At 61.4% G+C, this 17,317-nt stretch carries 15 protein-coding genes; 13 read left to right on the top strand and 2 right to left on the bottom strand.

Annotation, left to right across the window (positions count from 1 at the left end; translation table 11 throughout):
* The first annotated feature begins 4 nt into the window (after positions 1-4).
* The 9 genes from tsaE (at position 5) to ACB039_RS14620 (ending at position 9,149) form a co-directional block, all read left to right on the top strand.
* Positions 5-478: a tRNA (adenosine(37)-N6)-threonylcarbamoyltransferase complex ATPase subunit type 1 TsaE gene (gene tsaE / locus ACB039_RS14580; RefSeq protein WP_041206351.1), complete on the top strand. Its 474-nt coding sequence runs from the start codon at positions 5-7 to the stop codon at positions 476-478.
* Positions 469-2,004 (top strand): N-acetylmuramoyl-L-alanine amidase, encoded by a 1,536-nt coding sequence (locus ACB039_RS14585; RefSeq protein WP_041206350.1) that lies wholly within the window; start codon positions 469-471, stop codon positions 2,002-2,004. The genes tsaE and ACB039_RS14585 overlap by 10 nt, the downstream gene beginning before the upstream one ends.
* Positions 2,005-2,184: 180 nt before the next feature.
* Complete coding sequence (mutL, locus tag ACB039_RS14590) at positions 2,185-4,056, top strand: DNA mismatch repair endonuclease MutL (RefSeq protein ID WP_371165932.1); 1,872 nt, start codon at positions 2,185-2,187, stop codon at positions 4,054-4,056.
* Positions 4,057-4,137: 81 nt separating this feature from the next.
* Positions 4,138-5,070, top strand: coding sequence for a tRNA (adenosine(37)-N6)-dimethylallyltransferase MiaA (miaA, locus tag ACB039_RS14595; RefSeq protein ID WP_081805770.1), 933 nt, complete (start codon positions 4,138-4,140; stop codon positions 5,068-5,070).
* Positions 5,071-5,142: 72 nt separating this feature from the next.
* Complete coding sequence (gene hfq / locus ACB039_RS14600; RefSeq protein WP_011704864.1) at positions 5,143-5,406, top strand: RNA chaperone Hfq; 264 nt, start codon at positions 5,143-5,145, stop codon at positions 5,404-5,406.
* A gap of 63 nt (positions 5,407-5,469) precedes the next feature.
* Positions 5,470-6,756 carry a ribosome rescue GTPase HflX gene (gene hflX, locus ACB039_RS14605; protein WP_005327255.1) on the top strand — a complete coding sequence of 429 codons (1,287 nt, stop codon included), beginning with the start codon at positions 5,470-5,472 and terminating at the stop codon, positions 6,754-6,756.
* An 82-nt stretch (positions 6,757-6,838) separates the two neighbouring features.
* Positions 6,839-7,987, top strand: coding sequence for an FtsH protease activity modulator HflK (hflK, locus tag ACB039_RS14610; RefSeq protein WP_041206349.1), 1,149 nt, complete (start codon positions 6,839-6,841; stop codon positions 7,985-7,987).
* A 3-nt stretch (positions 7,988-7,990) separates the two neighbouring features.
* Entirely contained in the window at positions 7,991-8,875 is an 885-nt protein-coding gene (gene hflC, locus ACB039_RS14615) for a protease modulator HflC (RefSeq protein ID WP_041206348.1), read from the top strand.
* A gap of 85 nt (positions 8,876-8,960) precedes the next feature.
* On the top strand, positions 8,961-9,149 hold the full coding sequence (locus tag ACB039_RS14620; RefSeq protein WP_005327246.1) for a DUF2065 family protein: 189 nt from the start codon (positions 8,961-8,963) through the stop codon (positions 9,147-9,149).
* Between the two features lie 92 nt (positions 9,150-9,241).
* Here ACB039_RS14620 and ispB read toward each other — a convergent pair whose 3' ends face one another.
* Positions 9,242-10,213 carry an octaprenyl diphosphate synthase gene (ispB, locus tag ACB039_RS14625; protein WP_171272527.1) on the bottom strand — a complete coding sequence of 324 codons (972 nt, stop codon included), beginning with the start codon at positions 10,211-10,213 and terminating at the stop codon, positions 9,242-9,244.
* Positions 10,214-10,455: 242 nt separating this feature from the next.
* Between ispB and rplU the strand changes: the two genes are divergently transcribed.
* The 4 genes from rplU (at position 10,456) to ACB039_RS14645 (ending at position 14,176) form a co-directional block, all read left to right on the top strand.
* Complete coding sequence (gene rplU, locus ACB039_RS14630; RefSeq protein WP_005304210.1) at positions 10,456-10,767, top strand: 50S ribosomal protein L21; 312 nt, start codon at positions 10,456-10,458, stop codon at positions 10,765-10,767.
* Between the two features lie 17 nt (positions 10,768-10,784).
* Positions 10,785-11,042 (top strand): 50S ribosomal protein L27, encoded by a 258-nt coding sequence (gene rpmA, locus ACB039_RS14635; RefSeq protein WP_005911261.1) that lies wholly within the window; start codon positions 10,785-10,787, stop codon positions 11,040-11,042.
* Positions 11,043-11,231: 189 nt separating this feature from the next.
* Positions 11,232-12,437 (top strand): Obg family GTPase CgtA, encoded by a 1,206-nt coding sequence (cgtA, locus tag ACB039_RS14640; RefSeq protein ID WP_218409651.1) that lies wholly within the window; start codon positions 11,232-11,234, stop codon positions 12,435-12,437.
* Positions 12,438-12,805: 368 nt separating this feature from the next.
* Positions 12,806-14,176 (top strand): YjiH family protein, encoded by a 1,371-nt coding sequence (locus tag ACB039_RS14645; RefSeq protein ID WP_043130455.1) that lies wholly within the window; start codon positions 12,806-12,808, stop codon positions 14,174-14,176.
* Positions 14,177-14,248: 72 nt separating this feature from the next.
* Here the strand turns inward: ACB039_RS14645 and ACB039_RS14650 are convergent, their stop codons facing one another.
* Positions 14,249-17,134 carry an HD domain-containing phosphohydrolase gene (locus ACB039_RS14650; RefSeq protein ID WP_371165933.1) on the bottom strand — a complete coding sequence of 962 codons (2,886 nt, stop codon included), beginning with the start codon at positions 17,132-17,134 and terminating at the stop codon, positions 14,249-14,251.
* Positions 17,135-17,317: the final 183 nt, after the last annotated feature.

Raw genomic sequence — 17,317 nt, forward strand, 5'->3', positions numbered from 1 at the left:
GAACATGGCAAAAACGTTGATGATGACACTGCCGGACGAGGCAGCAACTGTGGCTCTGGGCGGCCGCCTGGCGCAGGCATGCCAACAGGCTACTACCGTATTTCTGCACGGCGCCCTCGGGGCCGGCAAGACCACCCTGACCCGCGGCTGGGTGCAAGGGCTTGGCCATCAAGGCAAGGTTAAGAGTCCGACCTATACCCTGGTGGAGCCCTATGAACTGGCCGACTGGCAGGTCTATCACTTCGATCTCTATCGACTGGCGGATCCGGAAGAGCTGGAATTCATGGGGATTCGGGACTATTTCGGCGCCGATACCCTCTGCCTGGTGGAGTGGCCTGAAAAAGGGGAAGGCTGGCTGCCGTCCCCCGATCTCGAGATTACCCTGACGTATGTAAACGAGCAGCGCGAGGCCCTGATTGCGGCGCGCACTGCTATTGGCGAAGCCATTCTGGAACGGTTGTCATCTCAGTGCGCTTGATCCTTGTTATTGCCCTCTCCCTGATGGCCTTACCCTCCTGGGCAAATCAGCTCAAGAGTGTGCGGGTCTGGCCGTCGCCGGATAACACCCGGGTGGTGCTCGACATGAGCAGCGCCCCCAATTTCAACTACTTCACCCTGAGCGGCCCGAGTCGTCTGGTGATCGATCTCAAGGGGGCGAGCAACGCCGCCAACCTGGCTCGCATCGAGAACAAGAGCGAACTGGTGCGCAAGATCCGCGAGAGCACGCCCCTTGAAAAAGGCAGCATGCGTCTGGTGCTGGATCTCAGCTCCAGCATCAAGCCGGTGGTGTTCCCGCTGGCACCGGCGGGCCCCTACGGTCATCGTCTGGTGATCGATCTGCCCTATGAAGAGAAGGGCGGCGCCACGGCGCAGCCTGCTCCCGTCGGCGGCCAGGGCAAGGCCATCGTCATCGCCATCGATCCGGGCCATGGCGGGGAAGATCCCGGCTCCATCGGCCCGCGCCGCACCTACGAGAAACGGGTGACCCTGGCGGTGTCCCAGAAGTTGGCGGCACTGATCGACCGCGAGCCGGGCATGCGTGCCGTGATGACCCGTCGTGGTGACTATTTCGTCGATCTCAACAAGCGCTCGGAAATCGCCCGCAAGGCCAAGGCGGATCTGCTGGTGTCCGTGCATGCGGACAGCTTCCACAACTCGACCCCGCGCGGCGCCTCGGTCTGGGTGCTGTCGACCAATCGCGCCAACCGCGAGATGGGCAGCTGGCTGGAGAAGCAGGAGAAGCAGGGGGAACTGCTGGGCGGGGTGGGCAAGGTATTGGCCGAGTCCGATCCCAACCCCTATCTGGCGCAGACCTTCCTCGATCTCTCCATGGACAAGTCTCGCGCCGAGGGATACGACGTCAGTCGCCAGATCCTGCGCTCCATGGGACGGGTGGCCCGGCTGCACAAGAAGGCGCCGGAACACGCCAGTCTGGCGGTGCTTAAGGCGCCGGACATCCCCTCGGTACTGGTGGAGACGGGCTTTATCTCGAACCATGCGGAAGAGAAGCTGCTGGCTACCGCCAGCTATCAGGATCAGCTGGCCCGGGCCATCTTCGAGGGGATCCGCAATTATTACCGCAGCCACCCGACCAAGGGCCCCATGATGACCGGCAAGGGGCAGCAATTGGCTAGCGTCAGTCAGCCTGCGGCGAAAAAGGCGGCGGTTGCCCCCGCGCCCCGGCAGCAGGTGGCCAACCGCATGCCGGCGACAGTACCGAGCCGCAGCAGTGATGGCGGTGCCCCGGTCAGCAGTGTCGGCAGCGCCTCCGGTGCCGGGGTGATAAAACCCTACAAGGTGGCGGCCAAGGAGCCGAGCATGCCGGTCGCAAGCAGCCAGCGCGACGACAAGTCCCAGATGATCCGCCACGTGGTCACTCGCGGCCAAAGCCTCTCCCGCCTCGCCGAGAAGCACGGGGTGAGCCAGGCGCGGCTGGTGGAGATCAACAAGCTCAAGTCACGGGATATCCAGATAGGGCAGGTGCTCTACATTCCCCAAAACTAACGCGCGGGAGCTGGCGATGCAGGGCCGAGGGGCGCCCGGATTGGCGCTCAAGCCAGGCCGTGCCCTGCATTGTTCGCCACGTCGGCCAACCGGATGGCTGCTGGCGAAGGTGCGGTGGCGCGGCCCGTCCACGTGTTGAAAGTGTCTTAACCCCGCAAGCGAAACCATCAGGAGTAAGCCATGCCGATCCGTATATTGCCTCCTATCCTGGCCAACCAGATTGCTGCCGGCGAGGTGGTGGAGCGGCCCTCCTCTGTGGTGAAGGAGCTGGTGGAAAACAGCCTGGATGCGGGGGCCGACCGGGTCGAGATCGACATCGACAAGGGGGGCGCCAAGCTTATCCGCATCCGTGACAACGGCAGCGGCGTCGCCAAGGAGGAGCTGGTGCTGGCGCTGTCACGACACGCGACCTCCAAGGTGGCGACCCTGGATGACCTGGAAGGGATCAACAGCCTCGGTTTTCGTGGCGAGGCGCTCGCCTCCATCAGCTCTGTCTCCCGTCTCACCTTCACCTCCCGCACCGCGGAGCAGTCCGAAGCCTGGCAGGCGCAGGCCGAAGGGCGCGAGATGAGCGTCACCGTCAAGCCGGCGGCCCACCCGGTGGGGACCACGGTAGAGGTGGTGGACCTCTTCTTCAACACCCCGGCGCGGCGCAAGTTCATGCGCAGCGAGAAGACCGAATTTGCTCACATCGACGAGCTGGTACGCCGCATCGCGCTCTCCCGCTTCGACATTACCTTGATCCTGCGCCACAACGGCAAGGTGGTGCGCCAGTACAAGGCTGCCAATACGGTGCCTGAACAGGAGCGCCGCCTCGCCGCCGTTTGCGGCACTCCCTTCATGCACCACGCGCTGGCGGTGGAGAGCGAGCACAGCGACGTGCGTCTGTGGGGCTGGCTGGCGCTGCCTGCGGGGGCCAGGCCGCAGAACGATCTGCAATATACCTATGTAAACGGCCGCATGATGCGCGACAAGCTCATCAACCACGCCATCCGTCAGGCTTATGACGAGCTGCTGCCCGCCGGCAGCTTCGCCGCCTATGTGCTCTACATCGAGCTGGATCCCCGTCAGGTGGATGTGAACGTCCATCCCGCCAAGCACGAGGTGCGTTTCCATCAGGCGCGACTCATCCACGACTTCATCTTCCAGGCGCTCTTTACCGCCCTGCGCCGGGAAGGGGTGGGGGCCAGCGAGCCGGATGCGCCACTCGCCGAAACCCTGGTCGAGCTGCCGACCAGCTCGCAGATAGAGTATCCAGGCCAGGCGCCGCGCCCCGAGTGGTATGGTGCCGAGCACAGCTACAGAGCCCCCGCCCAGACGCGGGATGGCGGCGCCGTGCGCGAAGGTGCTGGCCGCGCGGGCAGCTACCAGCCCCCCGAGCCCCCCAGCCGGGAGGCGATGCGCGGCATGGGCGCCCTGCTCACCATCCTGCCGGTAGCGGGGGAGGTATCTCAGGCTGCCCCCGTCACCCCGGCCGGTTCGCCGCCGCAAGGGACTCGCGCCCTGACCCTGGTGGAACAGGCCTATCTGCTGATCGAGCGAGAGGGACAACTGGCGTTGCTCTCCCTGGTGCGGGCCGAGCGGGTGTTGCTGCGCCACTGGTTGCTGGAGACCTGGGGCCAGGGGCTGGCGGCGCAACCCCTGCTGCTGCCGGTCTCCTTCAAGCTGCCAAAGAACCTGATTGCGCTGGTGACCGAGCAGGAACGTTTGCTCAAACGCATGGGGCTGGAGTTGAAAAGCGGGGGACGCGACACCATGATCCTGACTCGGGTGCCTGCCTTGTTGCGCCAGACCGATCTGGTGCGTCTCTTACCCGAATTGCTGCAATTGATCGAGAGCGGATCTGACAGTGATGCTGGCCAGCAGGCTGAAGTACTATGCCAGTGGCTGGTGGAGCAGGGGATAAGCACCGAGAAAATATATGATTTTTCAACTGCCAGCCGGCTGCTGACGGAACTTGTGACCGATTTCAGTGACCAACTGGCAGACATTCGCATGGCGCGCCCTCTGTCGTTGGCGGCCGTGCTGGAAGGGTTTGCACAAGGCGATTGAGTCGCCGGGGCTGACCTCTTCCATTCATTGATAGCTATTTGCATGGTACGCCTCCCGACGAGGCGACCGTGCCAGAGGAACATGAAAGTGGCTGACTTGCCGACTGCAATTTTTCTGATGGGGCCGACGGCCTCCGGCAAGACGGATCTCGCCATTGAACTGTGCCAGGCCCTGCCCTGCGACATCATCAGCGTGGACTCCGCGCTCATCTATCGCGGCATGGACATAGGCACCGCCAAGCCGACTGCCGCCGAGCTGACCCAGGCGCCTCATCGCCTGATCGACATCCTGGATCCGGCCATGAGCTATTCGGCGGCGGATTTCTGCCGCGATGCCCTGCGGGAGATGAAAGAGATCGCCGACCGCGGCCGCATCCCGCTGCTGGTGGGGGGCACCATGCTCTACTTCAAGGCGCTGCTGGAGGGGCTCTCTCCGTTGCCCTCCGCCGATCCGGCCATTCGCGCCGAGATTGAGGCAGAGGCCGCCCGCCTCGGCTGGCAGGCGCTGCACGACGAGCTGGTGCGCATCGACCCGGTGGCCGGGGCGCGGATCCATCCCAATGACCCGCAGCGGCTCAGCCGGGCGCTCGAGGTCTATCGCATCAGCGGCAAGACACTGACCGAACTGACCCAGGTGCAGGGGGAAGGCTTGCCCTACCGGGTGCACCAGTTTGCCATCGCGCCGAGCGATCGCGCCGTGCTGCATCAACGCATCGAGCTGCGTTTCGACAAGATGCTGCAAGGGGAGTTCGAACAGGAGGTCAGAGCGCTCTATGAGCGGGGTGATCTTCACCCGGATCTGCCAGCTATCCGCTGCGTTGGCTACCGCCAAATGTGGGACTACCTGGCAGGGGAAGTGGGATATGATGAGATGCGTTATCGTGGCATCGTGGCCACCCGTCAGCTGGCCAAGCGTCAGATGACCTGGTTGCGTGGCTGGCCCGACCTGACCTGGTTGGAATCTGGTGAGTCTGGCAATGTGGCCAGGGTGGTCGCCCGAGCTGGTGCGGCTTGACACTCCCTGTATAATCAGGTTGTTATATTGATATCCGGTGTTTAAAAACAACAAACTATAAGGAAAAGAAAGATGGCTAAGGGGCAATCTCTCCAAGACCCGTTTTTGAATGCGCTGCGCCGTGAGCGGATTCCTGTTTCTATCTATTTGGTGAACGGCATCAAACTGCAGGGTCAGATCGAATCGTTTGACCAGTTTGTCATTTTGCTGAAGAACACCGTGAGCCAGATGGTCTACAAGCACGCCATTTCCACCGTGGTGCCGGCCCGTGCCGTCAACCATCACCAGCACGCCCCGGGCGCCGCCGGTGAAGAGCAGGGTGAAGCCGAGGCGTGATATCCCGCGGCGAGCCCACTCGCCAACTCAGAATCATCATGATACCTGTCAAGGAGCAAGCGCTTGTTTGACCGTTACGAAGCTGGTGAACAGGCCGTTCTGGTACATGTCAACTTCAGCGATGAGGGTGAGCGCGAGGATCTGGACGAGCTCAAGATGTTGGTGAGCTCGGCCGGGGTCAATGCGCTGGGGGTGATCACCACCAGCCGCAGCGCGCCCAGTGCCAAATTTTTTGTCGGTAGCGGCAAGGCGGAAGAGATCGCGTCCCAGGTCCAGATGCTGGGTGCGGACGTGGTCATCTTCAACCATGCTCTGACCCCTGCCCAGGAACGCAACCTGGAGCGTCTGTTCCAATGCCGTGTGGTGGACAGGACAGGCCTCATCCTCGATATCTTCGCTCAGCGCGCCCGTACCCACGAAGGCAAATTGCAGGTCGAACTGGCCCAGTTACGCCATCTTTCCACTCGCCTGGTGCGAGGCTGGACCCACCTTGAGCGTCAGAAGGGCGGGATCGGTCTGCGCGGCCCGGGTGAAACCCAGCTTGAAACCGACCGACGCCTGCTGCGAGAGCGCATCAAGGCTATTTTACGCAGGCTCGACAAGGTGGCGAAGCAGCGGGAGCAGGGGCGTCGCGCCCGCAACCGCAACGAGGTGCCGACCGTGTCGCTGGTGGGCTACACCAACGCCGGAAAGTCCACTTTGTTCAACCAACTTACAGATGCCAGCGTGTATGCTGCCGACCAACTGTTCGCAACCCTGGATCCCACCCTGCGTAAATTGGTGATCCAGGATGTGGGTGATGTGATCCTGGCGGATACAGTTGGATTTATTCGGCACTTGCCCCATGATCTGGTCGCGGCCTTCAAGGCGACGCTGCAGGAGACCCGCGAAGCGGACTTGCTGCTGCACGTCGTGGACTGTGCCGATGAGCAGATGCAGGAGAATGTCGATTCGGTGCAGACAGTGCTGGCCGAGATCGAAGCGGACGACCGTCCCCAGCTGATGATCTGCAACAAGATCGACAAGCTGACCGATCGTCCGGCCGGTCTGGAGCGGGATGACGAAGGGCGCCCGCAACGGGTCTGGCTGTCGGCCCAGACGGGTGAAGGCAGTGAATACCTGTTCCAGGCCCTGACCGAACTGCTGGCCGGGTCCATGGTTCATCACACCCTGCAGTTGCCGCCCTCGGCCGCAAGACTGCGCAGTGCGCTCTATCGGCTGAAAGGCATCGAGCAGGAAGGTTTCAGCGAGGAGGGGGATTTTGTCCTGGAGGTTCGCTTGCAGCTTGCCGACTGGAACCGCCTCATGAAACAAGAAGGTGAGAGTTTACAACGCTTTATCAGGCATTGATCCGGCGATGAAGACAAGCTTCGTCAACGGTTGATGGCTCGGTAGAGATGATATCCATCCGCATGTATTAATGGAGACGCTGATGGCTTGGAATGAGCCTGGTAACAACGGCAAAGACCGTGACCCTTGGGGGAACAACGGCAAGAATCAGGGACCCCCTGATCTGGACGAGATGCTGCGCAAGGTGAGCCGTCGTTTCGGTGGCCTGTTCGGTGGTGGCAAATCGGGTGGTGATGTGGGCAAGTTTGGCCTCTCCATCGCCCTGGTGGTGGCCGTGGTGGTGTGGGTCGTCAGCGGCTTCTACACCATCCGTGAAGCCGAGCGGGGCGTGGTACTGCGCTTTGGGGAGTACTCCCACAACGTGGATCCGGGCCTGCGCTGGAAGCCGACCTTCATCGATCGGGTGATCCCGGTGGATGTGGAATCGGTGCGCTCCCTGCCTGCCTCTGGTTTCATGCTGACCCAGGACGAGAACGTGGTGCGGGTCGAGATGGACGTGCAGTACCGCGTGGTCGATCCCGAGCAGTATCTGTTCAGCGTCACCAACGCCGACGAGAGTCTGAGCCAGGCCACCGACAGCGCCCTGCGCTACGTGGTGGGTCACACCAAGATGGATGATGTCCTGACCACGGGTCGGGAAAAAGTCCGTCAGGAGACCTGGCAGGTGATCGATGGCATCATCGAGCCCTATCAGATGGGATTGCAGATCGTCGACGTCAACTTCCTGCCGGCGCGTCCGCCGGAAGAGGTGAAAGACGCCTTCGATGACGCCATCTCCGCCCAGGAAGATGAGCAACGCTTCATCCGTGAAGCGGAAGCCTATGCCCGTGAAGTCGAGCCCAAGGCCCGTGGTCAGGTCAAGCGTCTGGAACAGGAAGCCGAAGGCTACAAGTCCCAGATCGTGCTGAAGGCCAAGGGTGAAGTCGCCCGCTTCAACGAGCTGCTGCCCCAGTATCAGTCCGCCCCCGAGTTGACTCGCGAGCGTATCTACCTGGAAACCATGGAAGAGCTCTATCAGCAAGCCAACAAGGTGCTGGTGGACATGCCTGCTGGCAACAACAGCATGATCTATCTGCCGCTCGACAAGTTGTCCGGCAAGGCCAATGCCGCGCAACCGGCGCGTCCGGCGGGCACACCTGCGGTGGAGCCGGCCCAGCCGTCCAACGAAGGGGCGAATTCCACCCCGACCCCGCTGCGTGGCGGTGACCGTTTCAGCACAGGGAGAAACTGATAGATGAAAAAGCTAGCTATTGGTGTCATCGCTGTGGCCGCCATGGTCTGCTTCTCTTCCGTCTTCATCATCGATGAAGGGCAGAAGGGAATCGTGGTGCAGTTTGGCAAGGTGAAGCGGGTTGACTCCGGCGAGCCGCGCCTCTATGAGCCGGGCCTGCACTTCAAGGTGCCGCTCATCGATCAGGTTCGCAAGATGGATGCCCGCATCCAGACCCTGGAAGGTCAGGCGGATCGCTTCGTCACCTCCGAGAAGAAAGACCTCATCATCGACTCCTACGTGAAGTGGAAGATCGAGGACTTCTCCAAGTACTACCTGGCGACCGGTGGTGGCAACAAGATCCAGGCCGAAGACCTGCTCAAGCGCAAGATCAACAACGGTCTGCGTTCCGAGATCGGTAACCGCACCATCAAGGACATCGTCTCCGGTGAGCGCAGTACCGTGATGGAAGATGCCCTGATGAAGATGGCGCGCTCCTCCGAGCTCGGCATCAAGGTGGTGGATGTGCGGATCAAGCAGATCAACCTGCCGGTGGAAGTCTCCAGCTCCATCTATCAGCGGATGCGTGCCGAGCGGACTGCCGTCGCCCGTGAACACCGCTCCCAGGGCCGCGAGCAGGCCGAGATCCTGCGTGCCGACATCGACCGCAAGGTCACCGTCATGATCGCCGACGCCGAGAGTAATGCGCGTCAGCTGCGTGGTGAAGGGGATGCCGAAGCCGCCAAGATCTATGCCGACAGCTACAAGAAGGATCCCGAGTTCTTCAGCTTCGTGCGCAGCATGGAGGCCTATCGCAAGAGCTTCGCCGGTGGCAACGACCTCATGGTCCTCAAGCCTGACAGCGAGTTCTTCCGCTACCTCAAGTCACCTCATGGTGACAAGCAGTAAGCAGGCATAGCGCCATAACCCAAAGGGCCTGATGATTCAGGCCCTTTTGCTTGATGAGACAAGGGCCCAGAGGGCAGGAGGAGTCATGCTGACAGCCATCTTGATAGGAGTGGGGCTGTTGCTGCTGTTCGAGGGGCTGGGCCCCTTGCTGGCGCCGAGGGTCTGGCAGCGGATGCTGAGACTGATGAGCGATCAGCCGCCGGAGCAGTTGCGTCGCATCGGCGGCTGCCTGGTGGTGGCGGGGGCTGTGATCCTCTGGGCACTGTCCCATTGAGCAGTCAAGACAGCGCTGATGCCTCAGAACAAAGCGCAGACCATAAAAAAGAGGCCGCAGGCCTCTTTTTTCTTGGATGCTGACACGCTGGCTCAGGCGCTGCGCTGTACCGCCATCTGGGCCAGGGTCTCCAGCGCCTGCCTGTGCTGGGAGTCAGGCAGGATGGCGAGGGCGGCGATGGCCTTGTCGGCCTCTTCCCGTGCGCGTTGACGGGCGTACTCGAGGGCACCGGTGCGGTCCAGAATGGCCAGGATGCGCTCGAGATGCTCCATGCCGTTGCGGTGCTCGATGGCGTCACGGATGAGTTGACGCTCCTCCGGGGTGCCCACGGCCATGGCGCGCAGCAGCGGCAGGGTAGGCTTGCCTTCGGCCAGATCGTCGCCGACGTTCTTGCCCATCTCGTCGCTCTGGGAGCAGTAGTCCATGACGTCGTCGATGATCTGGAAGGCGGTACCCAGGTACTTGCCGTAGTCGGTCATGGCCTGCTCGACGGGCTCGGTCTGATGGGTCAGCACGGCGGCGAGGCGGGTGGCGGCTTCAAACAGCTTGGCGGTCTTGCAGTAGATGACCGTCATGTAGCTCTCTTCCGTGGTGTCGGGATCGTTGCAGTTCATCAACTGCAGCACCTCCCCCTCGGCGATGGTGTTGGTGGCATCCGACAGGATCTCCATCACCCGCAAGTTGGAGAGCTCGCTCATCATCTGGAAGGAGCGACTGTAGAGGTAGTCACCGACCAGGACGCTGGCGGCATTGCCGAACAGCGCATTGGCGGTCTCCCGGCCGCGGCGCAGGTCGGATTCATCGACCACGTCGTCGTGCAGCAGGGTTGAGGTATGAATGAATTCGATGATGGCGGCGAGCTTGAGATGGTCCTGACCCTGGTACCCCAGTGCGCGAGCGGCCATCACCGTCAGCATGGGGCGCATCCGTTTTCCGCCTGCACTGACGATGTAGAAACCCAGCTGGTTGATCAGGCTGACATCGGACTGAAGTCTGGCCAGGATCAGTTCATTGACCGCCGTCATGTCGGCGGCACAGAGCGCACGGATAGTCTGTTGGTCCATAAGTCTCGTAACGTGACGGCAGCAATTACTGCGTTTTTAGCAATGGCGGGGATTCTACACGATTTCACAATGGGTTACAGTTAAGCGTTTATTCACGGCGGCAGATATGCGCACAAAATAAACTTTTTGCTAAATTGGCCTTGCCTAGGCAAATCGTTCTGCGTAGAATGCCGGCCCATTGTTATAGGTTTTTGCGCGTGTCTGGCCTTGAGCAAAAGACACGCCTTTACGGAGTTAATCAAATGTACGCGGTATTCCAAAGCGGCGGAAAACAACACCGTGTGGCCGAAGGTCAAATCGTTCGTCTGGAAAAGCTGAACGTTGAGACTGGCGCTACCATCGACTTCAACGAAGTTCTGATGGTTGCTGCAGGCGACACTTTTAAAGTAGGTGCTCCTTTCGTTGAAGGTGGCAAGGTTGTAGCTGAAGTTGTGGCTCACGGCCGTGGCGAGAAAGTGACTATCGTCAAGTTCCGTCGTCGTAAGCACCATCGTAAGCAAGCGGGCCACCGTCAGTGGTTCACTGAAGTCAAAATCACTGGCATCAGCGCTTAATTAGAGGAGTCCGATAAATGGCACATAAAAAAGCTGGCGGTTCATCCCGCAACGGTCGCGATTCTGAAGCTAAACGCCTTGGCGTTAAGCGTTTCGGCGGCGAAACAGTTCTGGCAGGCAGCATCATCGTTCGTCAGCGTGGCACCAAGTTCCACCCTGGCACCAACGTTGGCCTGGGTACCGACCACACTCTGTTCGCTACTGCGACAGGTAAAGTGTTGTTCGAAGTTAAAGGTCCGCAGAATCGTAAGTACGTCAGCATCGTTGCTGAGTAATTACGGACCGCAAGGATCCGAAGCCCCGCCAACCTGGCGGGGCTTTTGTTTTTCTGATGAGTTTGACGAAAAAACGGCACGCGGATGAGCCGGCGCAGACGGGCCTCATCGGCCAGATGCGTCTCGCCCGAAGGGGCCTGTACCACTATAATTGCGTATCGGTTTTTCGAATTAAGGTGACGGTTACCTATGAAGTTTGTTGATGAAGTCCAGATTCGAGTCGATGCCGGTGACGGTGGTAACGGTTGTGTGAGCTTTCGCCGTGAGAAGTACATCCCGAACGGTGGCCCGGACGGCGGTGACGGCGGTGACGGTGGCGATGTCTATCTGATCGCCGATGAGAACCTGAACACCCTGATCGACTACCGTTTCGAGCGTTTCCATGCCGCCGAGCGTGGCGAGAACGGTCAGAGCGCCAACTGTACCGGCCGACGCGGCAAGGATCGCACCCTGCGCGTCCCGGTCGGTACCCGCGCCAGCGATGAAGATACCGGTGAACTGCTGGGGGATCTGACCACCCATGGCCAGAAGCTGCTGGTCGCCAAGGGCGGTTTCCACGGCCTCGGCAACACCCGTTTCAAGAGCTCGGTCAACCGTGCCCCCTATCAGAAGAGCAACGGCACCCCGGGTGAAGTGCGTACCCTGAAGCTGGAACTGCTGCTGCTGGCTGACGTCGGCATGCTGGGCCTGCCCAACGCAGGCAAGTCCACCTTCATTCGCGCCGTCTCTGCTGCTCGCCCGAAGGTGGCCGACTATCCCTTCACTACCTTGGTGCCGAACCTGGGTGTGGTACGTGGGGAGAACTCCCGTTCCTTCGTCATCGCCGATATCCCGGGTCTGATCGAAGGCGCTGCCGAAGGTGCCGGCCTCGGTATCCGCTTCCTCAAGCACCTGGAGCGTTGCCGTGTGCTGATCCACCTGGTGGATATCTGCCCGGTCGATGGTTCCGATCCGGCCGAAAATGCCGTGACCATAGTCCGGGAGCTGGAGAAATACAGCCCCGAGCTGGCAGGCAAGCCGCGCTGGCTGGTATTCAACAAGATGGATCTGATCCTGGAAGAAGAAGCTCAGGAAGTGATGGATCGCGTCAAGGCCGCGCTGGCCTACGAAGGCCCTGTCTACCAGATCACCGCCATCAGCAAGGAAGGTACCAAGAAGGTCTGCTACGACATCCTGGATCTGCTGGACACCATGCCCCGTCAGCTGGAAGCCGATGCCAAGGCCGCTATCGAGAAGGTCGAGTTCAAGTGGGACGACTACCACAAGAACCAGCTGGCCCAGGCGGAGGCGGAAGCCCTGGCGGCCTCCAAGGCCTTCGATGACGCTCTGGACGATGACGACGACTGGGATGACGAAGATGACGACGGTGTCGAAGTGATCTACGTCCGCGACTGAGACTCTCTTTCGTGACAAGACCGGAGCCCCGACAGGCTCCGGTTTTTTTATGGGAGGATCGACGGGATCACCTTATAGATATATTTCTCATGCCACTTATTGCCTGCCAACCGCAACGGATTATACTGCGCCCCTGAACGTAACCTGTATGAAACATTATGCTAACCTGTTGAATTGAATTGATATGCATGACTGTTTTGGTTTGTTCTTATGGATGGTTTGCCTGATAAAATATTTATGCTTGAAATAATCCATTAAAAGCTTGTTTGTGCAGTTTTTTGGGTTATTCTTGCGCCCGTTTGCCGGGCGAGGGCATGAATATGCAGGCGGCCTGGCTGAAGGAAAAGTCACATTTAAGGCTGTCTATCATGTTGGAAAAGACCCTGCAGGCACCGGCGATCCATACTCGCCGCAATGTGCTGATGTTTTTGATCCCGTCGCTCATCGGGATCCTGCTGTTCATGACCCCGGTCATCTATGACGGCAATGTCACCATCCCCGTCGCCGTGCTGGCGAAGCTGGTACAGACGGTGTTCGCCGACTATCTGGTGGCCATGGTCAGCGCCATCATTACTACAACCATGCTGATGACCTTGATCGCCTGGTTGTTCAAGCCGGCGATCCTGGTGCGTCGCCCCTTCCTCAACAGCCTGTTCAACGTCTCCCCCTTCTGGGCCTGCGTGCGGGTACTGGGGGGCCTCTTCGTGCTGTTGACCTTCTTCGAGGCCGGTCCCGAAGTGCTGCGTTCCGGGGCGACCGGCGGCCTGGTGCTGCACGATCTGCTGCCGGTACTGTTCTCCGTCTTCATCTTCGCTGGCTTGCTGCTGCCGCTGCTGCTGGACTTCGGTCTGCTGGAGTTTGTCGGCACCATGATGACCCGCATCATGCGCCCTGTGTTCCGCTTGCCTGGTCGCTCCGCAGTGGATTGCTTCGCCTCCTGGCTCGGGGATGGCAGTGTCGGCATCCTGCTTACCAGCAAGCAGTATGAGGGCAAGTTCTACACCCAGCGTGAAGCCGCCGTCATCGGTACCACCTTCTCTGCGGTCTCCATCACCTTCTGTCTGGTGGTGATCTCCCAGGTGAAGCTGGAACACATGTTCGTTCCCTTCTACCTGACCGTCTGCCTGGCCGGCGTGGTGGCGGCCATCGTCGTGCCGCGCTTGCCGCCGCTCTCCTGGAAGAAGGATGTCTACAGCGACGGTACTCCCCTGTGCCGCAAGCAGGAGGCTATCCCCCACCAGCACAGCGTGCTGAGTTATGGCTATCAGCGTGCCCTGACCAAGGCCGACAGCATGACGGACCTCGGCGCCGTGGCGCGGGAAGGGGTGAAGAATGCCCTGGATATGGTGTTCGGCGTGTTGCCGGTGGTGATGGCGATCGGGACCTGTGCCCTGATGCTGGCCGAGCACACCCCTATCTTCAACTGGCTGGGTGCGCCCTTCGTTCCCTTGCTGGAGCTGCTGCAACTGCCGGAAGCCGAAGCGGCGTCCAAGACCATCATGGTGGGTTTCGCTGACATGTTCATCCCGGCGGTGCTGGCCTCGACCATAGAGAGTGACATCACCCGCTTCGTGATCGCCGCCATGTCGGTGACCCAGCTCATCTATATGTCGGAAGTGGGCGCCCTGCTGCTGGGCAGCAAGATCCCGGTCAAGCTGTGGGAGCTGTTCGTCATCTTCCTGCTGCGTACCCTGGTGACACTGCCGGTGATCGCCGGTGTGGCGCACCTGCTGTTCTAAGGGGCAGCCTGGAGATAAAAAAACGGTCAACTTCGGTTGACCGTTTTTTTATGGGCGCTCGGCGGATAGCGGCTAATGCGGTTCCGCCAGCAGGGCCTGGCAGGCCGCCTCGTCCAGCTGCTCGGGGGCGAGGAAGCGCAGGGCATAGTCCCGCCAGACCCCGCTGTCGATGAACAGGGTGAACAGTGCCGGGTCTATGTGTTGCTCCTGCACCATCTTCTGCATGATGGTCAGGGACTGGGAGACCGTCTTGCCCGATTTGTAGGGACGATCGCTCGCGGTCAGGGCCTCAAAGATGTCGGCGATGGCCATGATGCGGGCGGGAATGCTCATCTGCTCACCCTGTAACTGGCGTGGGTAGCCGGTGCCGTCCATCCGCTCGTGGTGGCCCCCTGCGATCTCCGGCACCTTGCGCAGGTGACGGGGAAAGGGGAGCTTCTCCAGCATGCGGATGGTCTGGATGATGTGATCGTTGATCTTGTAGCGCTCCTCCTCGGTGAGGGTGCCACGGCCGATGGCGAGGTTGTAATGCTCCCCCCGGTTGTAGAGATGGGTGGGCACCCGCACCTTGAAGCCCCAGGGATTGTGCCTGGTCAGGTTGTCGTGGGCGGGGCGGGGAATGAGGTGCACCGGCTTGTCGGCCAGCAGCGGCTCGCGGCAGGGCAGGGGAGCCGCCTCCCCGGGATGGCGCTTTAGCTCCTCCGGGCTGACGCCGAGGCGATCATCCAGGGTGCGCAGCCAGGTACGGCTGGCGATGGCATCGAGCTGCGCCAGTTTTTCCGGTGCCATCCACTCGCCCCCCAGATTGCACTCGGCGACGAAGGCGAACTCCTGATCCAGCATCTGCCAGGTCGGGGTCACTGCCTCGAGGGCTGCCTGCCGATCGGAGGCGGGCAGCCGGGCCGCCAGCGCTTCTATATGGGCGTCGCGCTTGAGCACCTCGAAACGGGTGCGGATCTCGTGGATCCTGTCGTAGATGGTCTCCAGCTTGGTGGCCTTGTCCACCACGAACTCTGGTGTGGTGACCTTGCCGCAGTCGTGCAGCCAGCTCGCGATATGGATGGCCTCCCACTCCTCGTCGCTGAGGGTGAAGTCGCCAAAGGGGCCCTGCTGCTGGGCGCAGGCCGCCTCCGTCAGCATGCGGGTCAGTTCGGGCACGCGCTGGCAGTGGCCTCCGGTATAGGGACTCTTGGCGTCGATGGCACCGGCGATAAGCTCGATGAAGGCTTCCAGCAACTGCTTTTGCTCCTCCAGCAGGCGTTGATTCTCGATGGCGGAGGCGGACATGCCCGCCAGCGCCTCGATGAGGCTGATGCGTGACGCCAGCTCCCGTGGTGCGCAGTCCGGCAAGATCAGCAGCAGGCAGCCGATCAGCTCCTGGCGGTGGTTGTAGAGGGGCTCGGCCAGCAGTTGGCGGGGGCCGGGGAAGGGGCCCCAGTCGGCCAGGCAGTGCGACCACTGCTCGGCATTGAGGGGCAGGCTGAGTCGCTCGGTATGATAGAGGCCGCCGAGCAGGGACTCCTGCCAGTGCAACTGTTCACAGTCCAGGGGCTGCCGTTGCCAGATGGCCTGAACCGCCTTCATCTGCTTCTCCTGGGCCAGATAGAGGCAGCCTCCCTCTGCCTGGGCCGCCGCCACCGTCTCGTGCAGGATGCGGCTGAGCAGGGAGTCGAAGCGGTGTTCGGCCGCCAGCGCCAGACCCATGTTCATGAAGTTGCCGAGGGTCAGTCGCATGCTGGACATGGCGCGGGCGAGATCGTCGATCTCGCGGATCGCCGAGTCTGGCCGCTCGCTCTCGCCGAAGTCGAAGTGCTGGATCCGCTCGGCTTCTTGCGTCAGCGCCAGCAAGGGGGCGGCGGTGCGTCTCGCCACCAGCCAGATGACGGGCAGCAGCAACAGCAGACCCGTCAGGGCCCAGACCAGGTTGCGCAGGGCGTCGTGGCGGGCCGGTGCGGTGAGTTCGTCCGTCGGTACCAGCAGGGCCAGGTAGAAGGGAGACCCCTCGTCGAGGGCGGAGAGGTTGACCAGCCAGTCGCGGCCATCCTCGGCAGTCAGCGTCAGCTCGGTTGGCTCGTGCAGCAGGGTGGGTCTGGATGCCATCTCCTGTTGCAACTTGGTCAGTATGGGTTGCTTGAGCGCCGACAACATGGGCAGCCGGCTCAGTTGATCGAAGCTGGGCAGCCGTTTGGGATCCGTTGTCAGCAGGGTTCCGACTTCGTCGAACAGTACCAGCTGGCAATAGCTGGGCAGAGGCAGCTCGCCGATGAGGGAGGAAAGCCCCTCCACACCGGCATCCAGCCCGATCACCGCCCGGCGATCGTCGCTCTCCACCGCCAGCGTCATGCCAGGCTCTCTGGTGGTGAAGAAGAGATAGGGGTGGGTCACTATGATGCCCGTGCCCCAGCGCGCCTCCTTGTACCAGCCACGGTCGCGCGGATCGAAGCGGTAGTCCGGCATGGGCCGCCGCTCCAGCAGTCGCAGCCGCTGGTCGAAATAGAGGAACTCTCCCCGGCCCTGACTCAGGCTCTGTACCAGCAGGTGGCTCCCGGGAGGTGGCCTGTCCAGCAATCCCCTGGCCCGCTCGGTCAACTTGCGCACCAGGAAGAAGTCGCCGTTCTCGTAACCGGCATAGATGGCACCATAGCTGGCGCTGTTGGCCAGCACCTCGGCCAGTTGGGGCAGGTAGCCGAGACGGGATTCCAGGCTGGTCATGGCGGCCAGCTGGCCACTGCGCAGCAGGCTGAGCGACATGCGAGCCGGGCGCTGGTTCAACTTGATGGCAAGCGCGAGCTGTTCCCTGTACTGCTGGAAGCTCTGTCGCTCGTGCGCCAACCCCTGCTGCATGCCCTGCTGAAACTGCAACATGATGAGGGCGCCCCCCAGCACGGAGAACAGCAGAATGAAGAGGGTGGCAATGTGCACGTAAAAGGGTTTGCTGCCGAGGCTTGTTTTTGTCATGGACCTATCCTTGTCCTGCGGGCGCACCCCGCGATGATCTGCTAAACAGTGTGCTCGCAAGATGACAAAAAGCATAGGAGGTGAGGGGGGAAGAGGCCCTCTATCTTCAGGGGCGCACCCTCGCCGGCACGGACGGGGTACCTCACAGACAACCGGGTCGCGTGATTCATTCAGATATCTCAT

This window comes from Aeromonas sp. S2(2024), from assembly GCF_041402505.1.
Classification (GTDB): Bacteria; Pseudomonadota; Gammaproteobacteria; order Enterobacterales; family Aeromonadaceae; genus Aeromonas; species Aeromonas media.